We start from the raw sequence: 14,954 nt of genomic DNA, 5'->3' as shown, positions 1-14,954 counted from the left end.
CTTATTTACAACCATTCAAATGAAGTTATAGGGGGTTTTTATGAATTTAATTGAAATAGGCAAGCGATTGGAGGCTGAGCGTCAGCGATTGGGACTCATGGCGACTGAGGTTTATGATGATAAGACGATTGGGATTGCACAGACTACTTATAAAAACTATGAAAGTGGCAAGCGCGATATGCCCGCTTCATTATTAATTAAGCTGTGGAATATTGGTTTTGATGTGATGTATGTTTTAACTGGTCAGCGCTTAGAGGATATTGCGCTCGATGTGCAAGCTCATGGCAGCGTACCAAGCTATCACCAACGCCTGATCCATTTACCTGACATCATGGACTTGGATAACCCATCCGATAAGCTACTGAATGCGATGTATCATGCTGAGGAGGCACTCGTTCAAGCGGGTGCTAGTGCTAATGAGGACTATGATTACAAGACATTAGCGACGCTGGGTCTTGGTATGATCGATACAGTCAAACGAGGCAATACATAAGAAGCAGGCACAAAAAAACCAGTCTTAGCGGACTGGTTTTTTTGTGCAATTAAATTATTAGAACGCATTGTCTGACATGTCGTTTTGACTGTGTACCAAGTCCAGTAGGTCACTACTGGTCATGCTGATACGGGCATTCGGGTCTGCTACGTGCAGTGTCTCTGCCATATCAATGATGATGCTACGCAGTGATTGAATGGTGTCTTGCTGCTCTATGTACACTTCTTCAAGATGCACAGCTCTTTTTATCCACCGCCGACTAGCATCACATTTGTCAATTTCATCTGCTGGTGACCCTCCAAGGTCAATCTGAGCAAGTTCTTCAGCCAGCTCGTCAGTCTTTGCTGGTTTGCTATAGTCTAAACGTATAGCATCTATGCGCTTGCCATCTATTTCTGATATTCCATTAACTGCATAATGATCCAATAGCCTTGGCTCTTCTAGGCTAAACAGTGCGCCTGTAATTGATCTTTTACTATAGTGCTTGTCACAGTGTGACTGTATGAGCTGCTGTACCTGATAGATATCAAGCGTCCTTACATTGGCGTCACTAGGGCTATGATCGGTTTTGATACTATGCTGACGTTCGCTAACAAATAGCGCATTAAATAAATTGCGTATGATGCGCTCGTGATGTTGGCTGATGTCGGCTTTCATTGTGTAGTCACGCAGACTTTTATTTGATTGAGTAGTCATGAAAGTACCCCTTATACTTTTGCAATGGCGGTTTGGCCAAACGATTTGATGAATATCCAAACACGGCGTGATTTATTCGTTCGTTCACTAGCAATGACAGCATTGGCACGATGAAAGCGCGGCGTGTCGCTCAGGCGTAGCGCCTTATATAACAGGCTGGTGTCTGGTAACTGCCACGGTTCTGCTAACTCATAAACCTCGGGAATGCTAATCGCTAACTCATGCGGCTTGTGACTGTGGTTGAGCGCCGCGATGTTTTGGGTGGCGATAAAGCCCCAAAACTGGTCAAGGGCGTATTGCATCTCAGGCGTCATGACTGGAGCTGGGTTGGTAGTGTGTACTTTACTGCCCATTACCTTATGCAAGGCGTTAATGACTTGCTGCTCGCTGTGCCCTGTAAACTGCGCCATCTCGGGAATGGTCATCGAGCGAGAGTAGCGCACCCAGTCGGCATCGGTGATAGCGGGTGGCTTTTCGGGTTTGCCATAGCTACCAGTCTTACGAATTTGAGGCAGTACTTTAGACGTTACCCAATGCTTGAACCTTTTTGCTTCGGCTTTGGTGCTGCCAAATATGAGTGCGTACATCCCACTTTCATTGACGAAGTTAAGTTTTTGAGTTTTACGCGCTTTTGATGTACCGTCCAGATTCTGGACACCCTTTGATGTGACCTCCAATTTCTGGAGGTCACATACTTCAACGTGAGTTTTAATGGCTTGATGTGGATTACCAAAACCTAGCATCTTGGCCAGACTGGTGGCTGCTATCCATAACTCATTGTTAATGACTTGAGTGTCCAAGGCTTGGTTTTCAAAGCTAAGCGCCATGACTTCGTTGTTACCTTTATTGGTTGTGTTATACTGTGACATACTAATTAGCTCCTTGAGCTGATTGGTTAAAAGAGTTAACTTTAATCAAGTTAATTTCTTTTGTGGTGAAGGCAGATACATCTTGGCGGGTGCGGTCTGCCTTTTTTATGCGCTGACATAATTGCAGGTGGCGATATAGCAACTGCTGACTGCGGATATAGGTGTTAATCTGCTGGGTGGTGTTAGGCCTGTTTAGCATCTTTTGCCATCTCCTGTATTTTTTCTTTTAAACATTTACGAATCGCCATTGCTATAAGCTGTCTTTCTTGCTCTGCTGATAGGTAGAGCGTTATGTATGAGGGTTCTTTAATCGCTTGACGTTTGGCTTTATGTCGCATTCTGATACTCCTTTTGGATTGATTGACGCGCCTTATCCAAGTGCATAGTGATTTCAGCTGATAGCGTGCGATAGTTTTCAGCGGCGTGATTTTTTAGCCAATGATGTAGCTCAGGGTCTAGCTTGAGCTTATAATCAACGGTTTTTTTTGCGGCCATTTTGATTTCCTTTTAATCGTGGTAATATTAATTTGCCCTAATAAAGGGTTTTTATGCCTCTAGTAGAGGCGTTATTAATACTATGCCTATACTAGAGGTATGTCAACAGTTTTTTGAGATAATTATGAGTAAAAATCGACACCCTGACTTTAGAGTTCGTATTCCTGAGGACTTAAAAGAGAAGATAAGAGCGTCCGCTGAAGAATATAATCGTTCAATGGGTGCGGATATTGTTGCGCGATTGGAAGCCAGCTTTGCCGCTGAAGAGTCGCCTCGCCCTATCGGCGTAGGGGTTAATGATGACTTTCTTAAAGATGCTGGGCTGACTCGTGAGCAGTTTGGGGCGTTTGTGCGGAAAAGCTTTTCGGATAGTCTAAAAGACGACAAAGGGAGCGATTAAGTATGGCTACAGACTATATGACACTATGGATTGAGCACTTCTTGCAACATGCTACGTTGGTTACAGACTTGCCCTTTGGATGGGGTGTCTATCGTGAAGCAGTAGACTGGGACTGACAAAAGTTAAATAGTTATTGATGAAAGCATGTCACAATGGTACGCTTTAGTAAATAATGGTCTACAACTGTAACTATTCGTCCAAACGAACATATTCTTGTGCTATCCTCATATGTGACAAAAGAAAATATTTAGTAAAATTAACTATTTAGAGTCCATCATGTATAAAAATGACAAGCAAGCAAATAAGAGTGATAAAAGCAATTCAGGTATACCTGAAAACTTTTTGCCGTCTTTTTTGTCTGAATTCAGTGACCGCTGGAAGCGCTTTGATAAAGAATTTGATGAGATGGATGAGCGAATAAAAGAGCGAAAGAAACTAAATGGCAAAGCAACAAACCACGAAATCGATTTATGATTTTATATATCTAGATATAGATAGAATTCATTCTTATTACGCTCAGCTTATGGATGGCGTTCCTAATCAGAAAACATCTTCTAGTCGTGAACAGAAAGATTTTACTTATAAAGTAACAGCTGGTCCTCGCGATATTTTGCATACGGAAGGTATAAAAGGAGATAGTAAAGAAGAATCCCTTGACCAGTTGATGGATATGCATCATGTTTTACCACGAGATATGATCAACCTCCTTGATGAACACAATCTGATTTCTAAAAAACTAGCTGCCAACAATTTAGGTAGATTAGTTATGATTCAAGGCTTAATCAATTTTGCAGACTTTGAAACGCTCGGTAAAAACTCCGATAATGCACTAAATGCTCATAGACAACTTAATCAGGAATCTGGGGAAGAGTTTTCAGATGAAGAAGAGTCTAATATGAAGACCGTTTTTAAGGTCATCAATGCATATCCAATTGGTGTCCAAGCGACTATGCAAGTGAATAGTGGTACGACGCAACATGCTTGGATGGCGTTAGATAAAAAATACTTAACATCAGCTCATTTGGTTTCTGCGCTTAAACATAAGACCCTATCTTCGGAAGAGTTTGTAGTTCTAGGTATCTTAGATGCTGTACCTGATAGATTTGTTAAAGAAGATGCGAAAGATTTAGAGAAGTTCAAGGATAATCTAGTTAAAGCAAACCCTTTCTTTCATGCTCTTTTTTCAATGAGCGATGCTTACAAGGAAATTATTGGCAGGCCTGATGATTTTTATGGAATAACTCCGATCTCTATTTTCAGAGTAATGAGAGCTAAAATAGAAAATTAAGAGTCATAATCCAGCCTCACACTTAATACCAGTGCTGTAACCACTGCCGGATAAGCCATGACTGACCTCAATGATTATCAATTGATGCTCGTTAATGTATGGTCTAACATATAGCATTGTATTAGGAATATCAGGATTGCTAATTTCAAATCAAAGCTCGCCACTTGGCGGGCTTTTTTATTTGGGCTTGCTTTTAACTAATATTGTCCTCTGTTGTATTTTGTCAGGCTTAACGGTTGAGTGAACAGAAGTCAAATATACATTGCTGAAAGCGTGTCATAGTGATATGGTTTTGATATTCTGACACTAATAAGGCACAAGGAATCATAAACTAAAATGAAAGACTTTTTTCTGGATATATGGTGCGCAATTCAGCATTCCCTAATGTATTCGTTTCGAGGTGCAGCTGCGGCTTCAGTTGTACTTTTAGTGACGGTTTTTATTGATTATATGATGCCTAGAGAGGTTGCTTTTCTTAATAATTATTATATCTCGTTAGAGCCGTACCATTTGGCCTTATATGCTATAGGTGGTATATATGCCTTGCAAATTTTCATCGTCACTTGGATAAAAGACTATAGACGTGAATATCTCCCTCGCTGGTTGTTAGGCTAAAGGCTAATAAAAAATGATTACAATACATGCTGCAGTAATTCACGAGTTAAAAAAAACCCATCATACTAGAGGTCCTGAAAGCGTCGAGGTTATCAGTAGGAATGGTCTACATCAACATGACCCGCTACTAAAACAATTTGTTGATAGAATTGACCTCGATGCTCGAACTGCACTTAGAGCATCATCTAAATGTTCTATTTTTACTAAAGATGATACTTTTGGTCAGGTAGCTTCTAACTATTTTGCAAGTAATGAAACTTACGAATTGGACATAAATAATTACTTAGATTTATCTATTGAGTTAGTTAAAGCTTTAAGCGTACAAATGTCCAAAACATCAGCCGCTACAGGTGGCCATATACCTATCTTATGGTATTCAAGGGATGATACTGAATACCTTCTGATAGGTTTAGTAAATCCGTCTAGTGGATTCACAATTGATCTTAATGGAGTTATTGTTGGAAACACAAATATTGATAAAGAAGCATTACGGTTTTCACTACGTATAGAGTTAGCTAATCTAGCTCAACATCATAGTTTTGTCACAGATCCAGATGCGAATATTCAAGAAGCAGATTTATTACCTTATGCAAGGTGGACCAAAAAAAGTAACGACATTGCTCATTACTTTCAAGAGTATTTACCTATAGATGAATTACTAAATAATGGTGAACTAACTAGACTTTATATTAATCTATTTGATGAATACTTAAAGCATATAATTCCTGATGATTCACCCCATGAGCATAAAAGAGTTAGGTTCGCAATCAAGCAGGAAGTCTATCGTAAGATGGAAGAGAGAAGAGGGGCAGAGCAGCCAGTCAGAGTAGAAGAAGATATTGTGCCTATTTTTAATGCTATGAGAGAGTCTTATCCCAGCGTGTTCGAGAGTTATGAAGAGATAACTCCGTATCACCAATTTTGCGAAGATAATGATTATGAGAACTATGATTCAATTTTCAATCCACAGAAAGCAAGCTTAGATGAGGTACTTAACGTAAGTATTTCAATCGGAGATAATTTGACCATAAGAGGCTCTAAAGAGGGTTTAGCTGCTACGACACGCGTTGTCGTGTGTTTTGATGCTGATGAAAATCAAAGCTATAAACTTATATCAGATATGACTCCAGACCAGTATAATAAGCTTAAAGAAAAAATACCCGAAATCGACACTCAACTTGAAGATTTTACAGATGATGACATCGATACTCCATAGTCTTGAAGGTCTTGCTCAACGTTCTAAGAATGTTGAGTACTTACCCTTGGGGTTTGGAGGAGAGTATTTAGTTAATACACCACAGGACCTAGAACTTCTATTAGAAATTCAAAAAGACCCCTCTTTGAGTATTAAGTTCGATTTTAAACCATTACCAGCAAAAGAAGACTTCACTTTAAAAAAATCGTATACATTCAAGATTACAGTAAAGATACCACAAACTAAAAGTAACTTTTTTTCTACTCCAGATTATTTGATAGATTATATTCTCGGAGAAAAAGAGGTTATCGATTGGTCAAAAAAAATAGTTTTACCGTTTAGCGAGGTTTTTTATAATGATGTTTGTAAATACAAATCGTATTTTATATATTTAAATAGACTTGTGGTTCTATATAAAAAATATGCTTACTGGGACTCGGTACGAATAGTTCTCTTTACAGATAAGCCTTTTATAATTCCTTTGAGAAAAGAAAAGATATCTTTTGATAAACTTGAAAAATGCTTCGCTGATATTGATATTAGTAAGTTTAAAGATTCGATAGAATATCTAGAAGATTTTTTAGACAATGAGACTATTGAGAAACATAAAAAAGAGAAACAATCTATATTTATAATTGAATCATCTAAAGTTTTAGGATCTCAGGTAAATACTCGATTCTATAGTCTCGTTAAAGAAATTGGTGAGATAGAAGACTCAGTAGATAAGTCTTTTAAAATATACTTAGAAAATTTTAGCTATAAAAAGTTAGAACTAGAATTAAAGAAAGATTTAGATTATTTTATTAAGTCTATCAATGACTCAATAGGTGCGCTACAAAGTCAGGCTCTAGGGTTACCAGTGGCTGTTGCATTAACTCAATTTAGTAAGGTAGGTAGCGAATCTACAAGTAGTTCTTTGTTATATACTCCGTATTTGGCGCTCATTGCTTTTAGCGTTTTTGTGGCTTTCAATGTCTATCAACAAGATTTACAAGTTCAATATTCAAAAGCCTCTATAGATAGGTTCTTCAAGAAAGAGTCAGTTAGTTCTATTGTAAATACAGATACTTCATTGAATTCAATGAGAAAGTTAATTAATAAGCGTATACGGATAATCAATATTTATATGCTTTCGATCCTTATATTAGCTATATTAGTAATAGTATATTCTCTATATGAACTCGGATTACTAGCGTGGACACCAAGTTGATTAAAGCCCCTCTATTATTTGCGAGTAAATTGTATTGTGAGCTTATTTTTAAAGTATATGTATGTCTGTAAATATTAAACCAGCCCAGCCTCGCATTTAATACCAGTACTATAACCACTGCCTGATAGGTCATGTGTCACTTCTACGACTGTCCATTGATGCTCATCGATATAAGGTCTAAAGCCTCGCACCGTCGCAGGGCTATCAGCAATAATATCAGGACGCGCTACTGCTAACGTCAAATCAAAGTTCGCCACTTGGCGGGTTTTTTTGTTGGCGCTCGCTTTTGCTTTGGATACCGCCTCATCTTTTGACTTGGCAGGTTTGGTCAGTACATGAGACTTGTCATTGGGTAGGGCATCCATCGGTTTGGACTTACCATCTTTGACACTGATATGCTTAGTCTTACCAGTTTTATCATCATGATAGCTTGCTGTCGTCTCGTCATAGTCGCTGGTACGGTCAGCACGGCTATAGCGATGACTGTCACCAGACTGACGGGTGATGGTGATTGGCGCCAGTGCTGCGCCAGATGGGGCTTGTCCATTGCCTATCGATTTGATGATAAGCCGTCCTGCTTTGATGGTACACAGTAGGCCATACTGGTCGCACAGTCGCGTCAGTAAATTGATATCACTCTCGCGATGTTGGTCAATATGGTCGACTGCAATACCAGCCGCGCTGTCTTCCATCGCTAATATCAATTCATGGCGCTTTGCTACTGTCTGCGCGATTTCGCCCAGCTTGTGCTGGTGATAGCTGGCAGAGCGCTTTACCTTAAGTGATGACTTAAAATCGGCTGACTTGGCGCGTATCTGCAGCTGGTCAGGTGTGCCACTGTGCTCTGCTTCATCGATAGTGAATGTGCCTTTGTCAATCATGTCACCTGTGTCTGGCATCGCAAGCCATAGGCGTATCTGATTGCCCTTAGTGGGCAAGGGTAGGGCGGCATCATGGTCAGATAAGGTAATAGATAGCTCATCTGCTTCAGTACCGCTTTTATCCGTCATCGATAGGCTAATCAATCGCTGTTCAACTTGCGCGGTGCGGTCAATGCCTTCAATAGTTAGTTTGAATAGGTTCATTGAATTTATACCTGTCCTCTGTCTTGGTCGAGTACAGCGACCTGTTCACGCTCGCTATCATCTGCCAGTTTTAGTGCTAAGCTAAAGCTAATTTTGCGAGCAGTGCCATCTGACAATAAGTGTGATTGAGTCTCACTGATGTCAGTGATGTAGCACATGCCATAGTAGTAACCATTGCCATTCATGAGCGCGTAGGTCTTACCAGTGGCGGCCATATCACGTAATTCATCTAACGACACAATACCGTTGGTGATTTCTGGGTATAGTGTGCCTGATAGCGATATGTCGTCGTTATCTTGACCAATATACTGCATGTGGGGGCGTGTACCTACCGCGTTGCCGGTGCCAAAACGATAACCAGACTTGCGCGAAACCTCTTCAAAGGCAGCGGTGGTCGTTTCAAAAACGAATAATCCAAGGCTTGCTAACATATGTAATCCTAGTCGATATCAGATAGACGGCTACGTTGACGCGCCATTTGATTGCGTCGCTCACCAGCCAGGACGCGCTGGACTTCACGAGCTACGGCTTGCGGATCGGTTGCGCCATTGATGTTGATGGTAATATTGCCACTACTCATACCGCCCATCATTGCCATACTAGACTGGCCGCGAGGCGGTAAGATAGACTTGCGGCTGTCAATTTGCATGGGAATATAATCAGATACTTTGCCGACAACTGACCCAACCATCTGTCCAGGCGCTGAATTACGAATACGACCAGTAACGTTTTTGACCGCATTGATTGCTCGATTTGCATTGGCTAATACACCATCGCCTAAACCTTCCATCATGAAACCACCATAGCGGGTAAATACACGGCTCGGACTGTGAATGTCCATTCCTTTTGAACCCGTAAATGCTCCTTTGATACGCCCTACGACACTACTAATAGAATTAATAACCGCCGCTGCTCTGCCTAAGATGCCGTTTTTTAGCCCTTCGAGCATATTGACGCCGTACTGCCTGAAGGTCGCACCCAGTCCAGCCAAGTAACCCCAAACTGTAGCGAATGCCGTCATGAATGATGCGACTGGATTGAAATTAGATATAAAAGATTTAAGCGCCTGAATACCCGTATTGAATATGGCTTTGATACGTTCCCACAGCGCCGCAAACATCGGCCCTAGGGTGTCCCAGTTCTTATAAATGGTAAAAGCCAGTACTGCCAGTGCTAAGCAGAGTGCCAAAATAGGGTTGGCCATTAGTGTCAGCGTCAAGGCTCTGACAGCACCGCCAATCATGCCAAATGATTTAGCCAACATTGATAATGGCGTTAGAGTTGTGGGTAGCCCTAGCGTAACCAATGATGCTCTTAATAGTGCCATAGGGCCTAAAATAGTTAGCATGACTGCGCCTAAGCCGCCAATGATGACCGCACCAATGGCCAAAATAGCAAATAGCTGACCCAGCACAGCCATGAGCTTAGGATTTTCATTAGCAAAAGCGGTCATGCGTTGGGTCATGATAGTGATCGTCTGAATAAACTCCCGTAGCGCACCACCGTTTGCATCAAAAATAGAGGTTCTAAGGGCATCAATGGCTGAGGTCATTGACTTAAAGTCACCAACGGTATTGTCGCTCATGGTTTTCGCTAAGTTACCAGCTTCGCCTTGGGCGTTTTGTAACTCACCAATGAGATTTTGTAGCGCACCGCTACCAGCTTGATCTACGAGAATGGCTAAAGCACCACCGGCTTCTTCTCCTGCAATGCCTTTGAACAACTCTGATTGTTCTGCATTACCCAAATTTTTACTTTTATCGTGAATCTCTTTTAATATATCTGGCATTTGGCGCAGATTGCCGTTCGCGTCAGATGTCTTGACACCTAACCTATCAAGTGCCTCTATCGTTGCTTTTGGACCTGCTGCCATTCTAGACATAATGGCACGCATCGCTGTACCGGCCATACTCGCTTGGATACCTGCATCGCCCAACTTACCCGCCATTGCTGCTGATTGCTCAAGTGATACGCCTAGTAATGCAGCACCAGGCGCTGCATACTTCATAGTTTCGCCAAGCATTTCAATATTTGTGTTTGAACGGGTGAAAGTACCTGCCAATACATCACTAAGATTGCTCATCTTAGAGGGGTCGATCTTCATACCTGAAAGAATATTTGAGGAGATATCAGCTGTGCGGTCTAACTCCATGCCACCAGCTAAAGCAAGATCAAGCATCCCCGGCATAGCAGCTTTCACAGACTCAGGTGTAAAACCAGCCATTGCTAAGAACGTCTGTCCAGCTGCAGCATCGGCTGATGTGAACTGAGTCGACGCGCCTAGCTCTTTAGCTTGTTCAACGAGCGCTTGATACTGTGGGCTGTTTTTATCTAGACGGGTGACCGCCTGAACTTTACTTAAGTTGGTTTCAAGATCTAATCCAGGCTGAATAAAACGAGCGCCAGCATAGGTTGCTGCTGCACCGCCTGCGGCCAGTCCTAGGGCTTTGTTTCGCATATCACCCATTTGCTGTGATTGACGTTCAAGCTGTCGCACCTCGTTCATCCGCCGCCGCTGCTCTGCCAGCTGCTGATTGGTGCGCTCGATATTACGCGCAAGCTCACGCTCATGATCAGATAGATTATTGGTGCTAATACCTGCATCTGATAAACGGCCCCGTAACTGCTGCAAGTGCTGCCGTTGGCTATCTAAGCGAGTATTTAGTCGCTGTGACTCACGACCAGCGGCCTCAAACTGACGAATCAATGTGGCGCTAGGATTCGCCGTATCACGCATCTGGCGCTCTAATTGCTCCAGACGCATTCGACTACGCTGCGCTTGCTCTGAGGTTTCAGCTAACGCTTGTTTTTGTTGCTTAAAGCTGTCAATCAAGCGCTGTTGACCTTGTAGCTTTTTAGCAGCTTGTGCAGTCTCTCCAAACTGACGACCCAATCTATCTGCTTGGCTAGCGATTGAGCGCATGGGGGCCGTCATACGATCAAGTAGCTCTATCTGTGCTCTAAAATTTAGATCTGCCATGTCATCGGTCCGTTCTATGGTTCCCTCATAGACGAGGGAACCAAATTAATCATCGGGGTTGTTGCGAATACGCGCGCGTTCGCGCCAATCTGCCAGCTCTTCAATGCTCATGTGATACATAGACTCTGGTGTCCAACCGAACACCAGAGCAATATCTGCCATACAGTCTTCTACACGGTTGGGGTATGAGCGGTTTCTGCTTGCGACTGAAACTTCGTTTTGGTAAAAAAACTGGCAATAGTTAACCCTACGTCCATTAAGTCAGATGCATCCATGCTGCGCACTTCATGCTCGTGAATGACTGGATTACTAATACGAGGCAACACCACAGCAATGGCATCGACTTTGGCCATGCTGATATCAATAAGTGACTGGCCACGTAAGTCGCCGCCCATTGGACGACGCAGGGTAAACTCTTTAATCTCTTTGGCCTTATCGCCAGTGCCACGGATGATAGGGTAGTCTAGCTCGATAGTTGGCATATCATTGTTGCTCATGGTGTATCCTTGATCAGTAAGTTTTAATAGATGTTTTAATCAGATAGGTGTCTGGTTTGGCCACTTGATTTGTATGATTAATTTAGAACGTAGTGAATAGTCCCATTGCTTCACGGATTTCTTTTAGTCGATCCTCGCCATTGACGATACATTTCATGGCCATGGCATCAATTTCAATGATGTCTTCACCGTCTACGACCAGCTTGTAGTAGGCAAGGGCATACTTGAACGACTCTTCTGTGTCGTCGCCTAACTTGGCGCTACCAGGGTCGATCTCTTCTAAACGACCGCGGCAATAGATATCGACCGCTGCCACACTACAATCATCATCACGCTGATAGGCACCTGAATAAGACAATACGACTTTATCAATACCAGCACGCGCAAAGTCGCGGTATAGATCAGCTTCATGACCGCCGCATTTGATGGTCATCTCCATGGCTTCTTGACCTAGATCGACCTTGACCGGCATGTCCATACCGCCAGCGCGATACTCTTCGAGTACGCGCGTGAGCTTTGGCAGCTCAATCTCTGGGATCTGACCTTGATAGCGTTTTTGGTTACCAAGGCCTTTGTAAGCCATGAAGTTCTTTAATTTACGAGGTAACATAGGGGTTCCTTTTTAGTAATAGGGTCGTCAGGTGGCTATTAGGCTGCTGCTGCTACCAAGTCGGCAAAGTTGACCAGGTATGTATCAGTGATCGTCTGATTCAGGTTAAGGTTCTCTAAGTTAGGCACTGGAGTAAAGTCATAATCTAGATACAGCTTGCCTTGCATGAGCAGCGTTTCGCTGTTTAGCTCGTTGTTGTACCAGCACTTTGCACCGATTAAATAGTCGAAGTTGACCATCTCCTGCAGCTTGGCATTGATGGCACGAATGATGTCACGCACAGTCGTCGGTGATAGCGGTTGATCAATAAACTGAAAGCAGCCATTGATGATCGTATCAAGCAAAAACTGCGAGGTACGCACGACCGGCTCAAACATATATTCAGGCTGATCAGAGCAGGTATGACTGCCCCAAAAGCGAAAGCCATTGTGTTGGATGAGGCTGGTCACATCATTCGCGTTTAAATATCCGACTTCAGTATCTGGGTCTTCTAAATCCCATGTACGTGGATGTTTGATACCACTAACAGTATCAATGGCAACGTTAGACAGCGACTTGACGAAGCTGTATTGGTGCGTCTTGTCTAGGTGAGCGCGTAGAGCTGCTGCCACTGCGATGATAGGGGTTGATTGGGTCATGGTTTTTACCTTTCATTAATAAATAAAGCTCTTAAATAAAAAGAATCAGAAGTTTATGCCGGTATTAACTTGTGAGCGTAAAGTGTAAGCGCCATCTTCGTTCTTAATAGCTGGTCTAATTTTGTGCTCTGCGAAATGTTGAATATCATTAGATGTATAATCAGCGGGATCAATAATTAAGTCGAAAATATCAAATCCTAAAAACGCTTGATTGGCTATGCTAAATGGATATAAAGTAATCACTGTCTCCTTTTCGTTTTGGACGGGAGTACTTAAATCCCCTTTTATTTGTAATGATAAATTAAGATAGTTTGAACTAAGTCCAAACAAGTATGCTGCTGTAAGATCAAGACCTTCAGGCACTCTTTCGTTATAATCCAGTAACCCGTCGTCTGCATAATATCCAGTAGAATCCGCTAGACCGTTTAAGAAATATCCTATGGTGAAGTCTGATAACTGCCCTTCACTTGTGATTGTTTCTATTGGACCTCCATCGATAGAATAAGCTAATCCATAAGTGTTATTAGGGTTCTTGATCGTTTCGCTATTATCAAACTTAATAAAGTTAATAAGGTCGGTTTGCACGTCGCCAACACCTCCATCACCGCCCAAGCCATCAGACGGACTCAGCTTTCCCGGCTCACCAAAATCCCCTTCAATCAGCATCAACTCACGAGCCGCGAACGTATCGCGATATGCAGCAATATCTTCTTTGACCGTAATCAAAGAGCCGTCTTCTGCTCGCGGGGACGCATAGACAAAGCCACGGCGCTTCTTGGCAATCTCTACCAGCTTACGTGTCATATCTGGGGTATCAATTTCAGGCGCAATCAAAATCTTGGGCGTCACACCAAGGCGTGATTGAGAGCTAAGCAAGGTATCAACGGTAGCGATATCTACTGGCTCAGACAGTCGCAACACGACCACACTGGTATTCTGGATAGATTTGATTGTCTGCAAGCATTGGCTGAGCAAAGAATCTTTAGCGCCAGCTTTGGTGACATCATCTGTCGTGATGCCTGTCAGCAATACAGGGGTATCAAGCGGGTATTTAGCATCATCAGCATCAATACTGGTGCTCACCAGTGCAATGGTGCTCATACTGACCGATTTGATAATCGGTGTGATATTACTGGTCTCAGTAGCAGTGACGCCGTGATGGTAAGTAGTTAATGCCATGGTCTAGATCCTTTTTTTGTCTAAAATAAATAGTGTTTTAAGCAGTACGTAACCACTTGCCAACCACTTTTGATGGCTGAATGTTGTTGTGCGGTTCACCGCCGCCTACAGCGTTAGTCTTGATATTTGCAGCGCTGGAACTGGTGTTCTGAGTACCAGCGCGAGTACCACCATCAATACTGCCACTATGCATATCAACGGTATGATCATGATTTGGAATCTGTGCAAGCGTCAGAGTTTCCTCATTTTCACCAAACTCATTACCGATAGTTTTATAGTCAGATGGATCATCAGTTTTGGTTGATAGGCCTACTAGCGTGCGACCTTCTGCGAATCGCTCCCACGTACCATAGCCATGATGAGCCGCCACCGCAGCCGCATCCAAATGATTGATGGTTGTCTGATAAATATCGCCAACTTTATATGGCTGCAAATCTAAAAGCCCCGCGATGCCTTTCTCTATATCGTCTATACGATTTGACAGTAATTGAAACTGGGTAGCCATAAGCTCATCCTGTAATTGATTGATAATATCGTGTAGTTCACTCACTAAAGATTTCAAAGCAAAACGGTCGGCAACCCAATCGCGAGTAGCGATGACCACGTTGCTGTCCGTTTCAATGACAACAGTCGCAAGGTTGTCTGCAGTAATCGTAAATATAAGCTCCATATCACCGCCAGCGCCCTCGGTCAGCGTTGGGCGA

At 42.6% G+C, this 14,954-nt stretch carries 19 protein-coding genes; 6 read left to right on the top strand and 13 right to left on the bottom strand.

Translation table 11 applies throughout. The features are described 5' to 3' along the window. The first annotated feature begins 40 nt into the window (after positions 1 to 40). On the top strand, positions 41 to 493 hold the full coding sequence (locus tag BLR43_RS12690; protein WP_093071366.1) for a helix-turn-helix domain-containing protein: 453 nt from the start codon (positions 41 to 43) through the stop codon (positions 491 to 493). Positions 494 to 550: 57 nt separating this feature from the next. Here BLR43_RS12690 and BLR43_RS12685 read toward each other — a convergent pair whose 3' ends face one another. From BLR43_RS12685 to BLR43_RS13665, 4 genes are all read right to left on the bottom strand, one after another. After that, positions 551 to 1,189, bottom strand: a complete 639-nt coding sequence (locus BLR43_RS12685; RefSeq protein WP_093071365.1) for a hypothetical protein — start codon at positions 1,187 to 1,189, stop codon at positions 551 to 553. An 11-nt stretch (positions 1,190 to 1,200) separates the two neighbouring features. Then, complete coding sequence (locus tag BLR43_RS12680) at positions 1,201 to 2,058, bottom strand: BRO-N domain-containing protein (protein ID WP_093071364.1); 858 nt, start codon at positions 2,056 to 2,058, stop codon at positions 1,201 to 1,203. 182 nt (positions 2,059 to 2,240) lie between these two features. After that, the gene (locus tag BLR43_RS13670) at positions 2,241 to 2,396 is read right to left on the bottom strand and encodes a hypothetical protein (RefSeq protein ID WP_167669415.1); all 156 of its coding nucleotides are present in this window, start codon (positions 2,394 to 2,396) and stop codon (positions 2,241 to 2,243) included. Continuing rightward, positions 2,386 to 2,553: a hypothetical protein gene (locus BLR43_RS13665; protein WP_167669414.1), complete on the bottom strand. Its 168-nt coding sequence runs from the start codon at positions 2,551 to 2,553 to the stop codon at positions 2,386 to 2,388. The genes BLR43_RS13670 and BLR43_RS13665 overlap by 11 nt, the downstream gene beginning before the upstream one ends. A gap of 124 nt (positions 2,554 to 2,677) precedes the next feature. Between BLR43_RS13665 and BLR43_RS12670 the strand changes: the two genes are divergently transcribed. The 5 genes from BLR43_RS12670 to BLR43_RS12645 all read left to right on the top strand — a co-directional run bounded on the left by BLR43_RS12670 (position 2,678) and on the right by BLR43_RS12645 (position 7,261). Next, positions 2,678 to 2,953 carry an Arc family DNA-binding protein gene (locus BLR43_RS12670; RefSeq protein WP_093071367.1) on the top strand — a complete coding sequence of 92 codons (276 nt, stop codon included), beginning with the start codon at positions 2,678 to 2,680 and terminating at the stop codon, positions 2,951 to 2,953. Between the two features lie 276 nt (positions 2,954 to 3,229). Next, on the top strand, positions 3,230 to 3,427 hold the full coding sequence (locus BLR43_RS12665) for a hypothetical protein (protein ID WP_075106277.1): 198 nt from the start codon (positions 3,230 to 3,232) through the stop codon (positions 3,425 to 3,427). Further along, positions 3,393 to 4,241, top strand: a complete 849-nt coding sequence (locus tag BLR43_RS12660) for a DUF6414 family protein (RefSeq protein ID WP_093071362.1) — start codon at positions 3,393 to 3,395, stop codon at positions 4,239 to 4,241. The genes BLR43_RS12665 and BLR43_RS12660 overlap by 35 nt, the downstream gene beginning before the upstream one ends. A 628-nt stretch (positions 4,242 to 4,869) precedes the next feature. Then, complete coding sequence (locus tag BLR43_RS12650; protein ID WP_093071360.1) at positions 4,870 to 6,072, top strand: nucleoid-associated protein; 1,203 nt, start codon at positions 4,870 to 4,872, stop codon at positions 6,070 to 6,072. Then, a complete protein-coding gene (locus BLR43_RS12645) occupies positions 6,050 to 7,261 on the top strand; it encodes a hypothetical protein (protein ID WP_093071359.1) in 1,212 nt (403 codons plus the stop codon). The genes BLR43_RS12650 and BLR43_RS12645 overlap by 23 nt, the downstream gene beginning before the upstream one ends. Positions 7,262 to 7,335: 74 nt before the next feature. Here the strand turns inward: BLR43_RS12645 and BLR43_RS12640 are convergent, their stop codons facing one another. The 9 genes from BLR43_RS12640 to BLR43_RS13660 form a co-directional block, all read right to left on the bottom strand. After that, entirely contained in the window at positions 7,336 to 8,346 is a 1,011-nt protein-coding gene (locus BLR43_RS12640; RefSeq protein WP_093071358.1) for a contractile injection system protein, VgrG/Pvc8 family, read from the bottom strand. A 5-nt stretch (positions 8,347 to 8,351) separates the two neighbouring features. After that, positions 8,352 to 8,777, bottom strand: a complete 426-nt coding sequence (locus tag BLR43_RS12635; RefSeq protein WP_093071357.1) for a phage tail protein — start codon at positions 8,775 to 8,777, stop codon at positions 8,352 to 8,354. Between the two features lie 8 nt (positions 8,778 to 8,785). Beyond that, entirely contained in the window at positions 8,786 to 11,326 is a 2,541-nt protein-coding gene (locus BLR43_RS12630) for a phage tail tape measure protein (protein WP_093071356.1), read from the bottom strand. Positions 11,327 to 11,371: 45 nt separating this feature from the next. Further along, positions 11,372 to 11,488: a GpE family phage tail protein gene (locus tag BLR43_RS12625; protein WP_093071355.1), complete on the bottom strand. Its 117-nt coding sequence runs from the start codon at positions 11,486 to 11,488 to the stop codon at positions 11,372 to 11,374. Positions 11,489 to 11,496: 8 nt separating this feature from the next. Next, positions 11,497 to 11,823, bottom strand: coding sequence for a phage tail assembly protein (locus BLR43_RS12620; protein WP_093071354.1), 327 nt, complete (start codon positions 11,821 to 11,823; stop codon positions 11,497 to 11,499). Positions 11,824 to 11,905: 82 nt separating this feature from the next. Continuing rightward, on the bottom strand, positions 11,906 to 12,433 hold the full coding sequence (locus BLR43_RS12615; RefSeq protein WP_093071353.1) for a phage major tail tube protein: 528 nt from the start codon (positions 12,431 to 12,433) through the stop codon (positions 11,906 to 11,908). A 38-nt stretch (positions 12,434 to 12,471) separates the two neighbouring features. Continuing rightward, positions 12,472 to 13,071, bottom strand: a complete 600-nt coding sequence (locus tag BLR43_RS12610) for a phage tail sheath C-terminal domain-containing protein (protein ID WP_093071352.1) — start codon at positions 13,069 to 13,071, stop codon at positions 12,472 to 12,474. Positions 13,072 to 13,116: 45 nt separating this feature from the next. Continuing rightward, the gene (locus BLR43_RS12605) at positions 13,117 to 14,250 is read right to left on the bottom strand and encodes a phage tail sheath protein (protein ID WP_093071351.1); all 1,134 of its coding nucleotides are present in this window, start codon (positions 14,248 to 14,250) and stop codon (positions 13,117 to 13,119) included. A 37-nt stretch (positions 14,251 to 14,287) separates the two neighbouring features. Next, the coding region (locus tag BLR43_RS13660) for a phage baseplate protein (RefSeq protein WP_425287025.1) at positions 14,288 to 14,954 on the bottom strand (667 nt) is incomplete at its 5' end.

Origin of the sequence: Psychrobacter pacificensis (genome assembly GCF_900101915.1) — a bacterium.
GTDB lineage: Bacteria > Pseudomonadota > Gammaproteobacteria > Pseudomonadales > Moraxellaceae > Psychrobacter > Psychrobacter pacificensis.
Note: the sequence above shows the minus strand (reverse complement) of the source record. Positions and strands in the feature narration are given on the sequence as shown.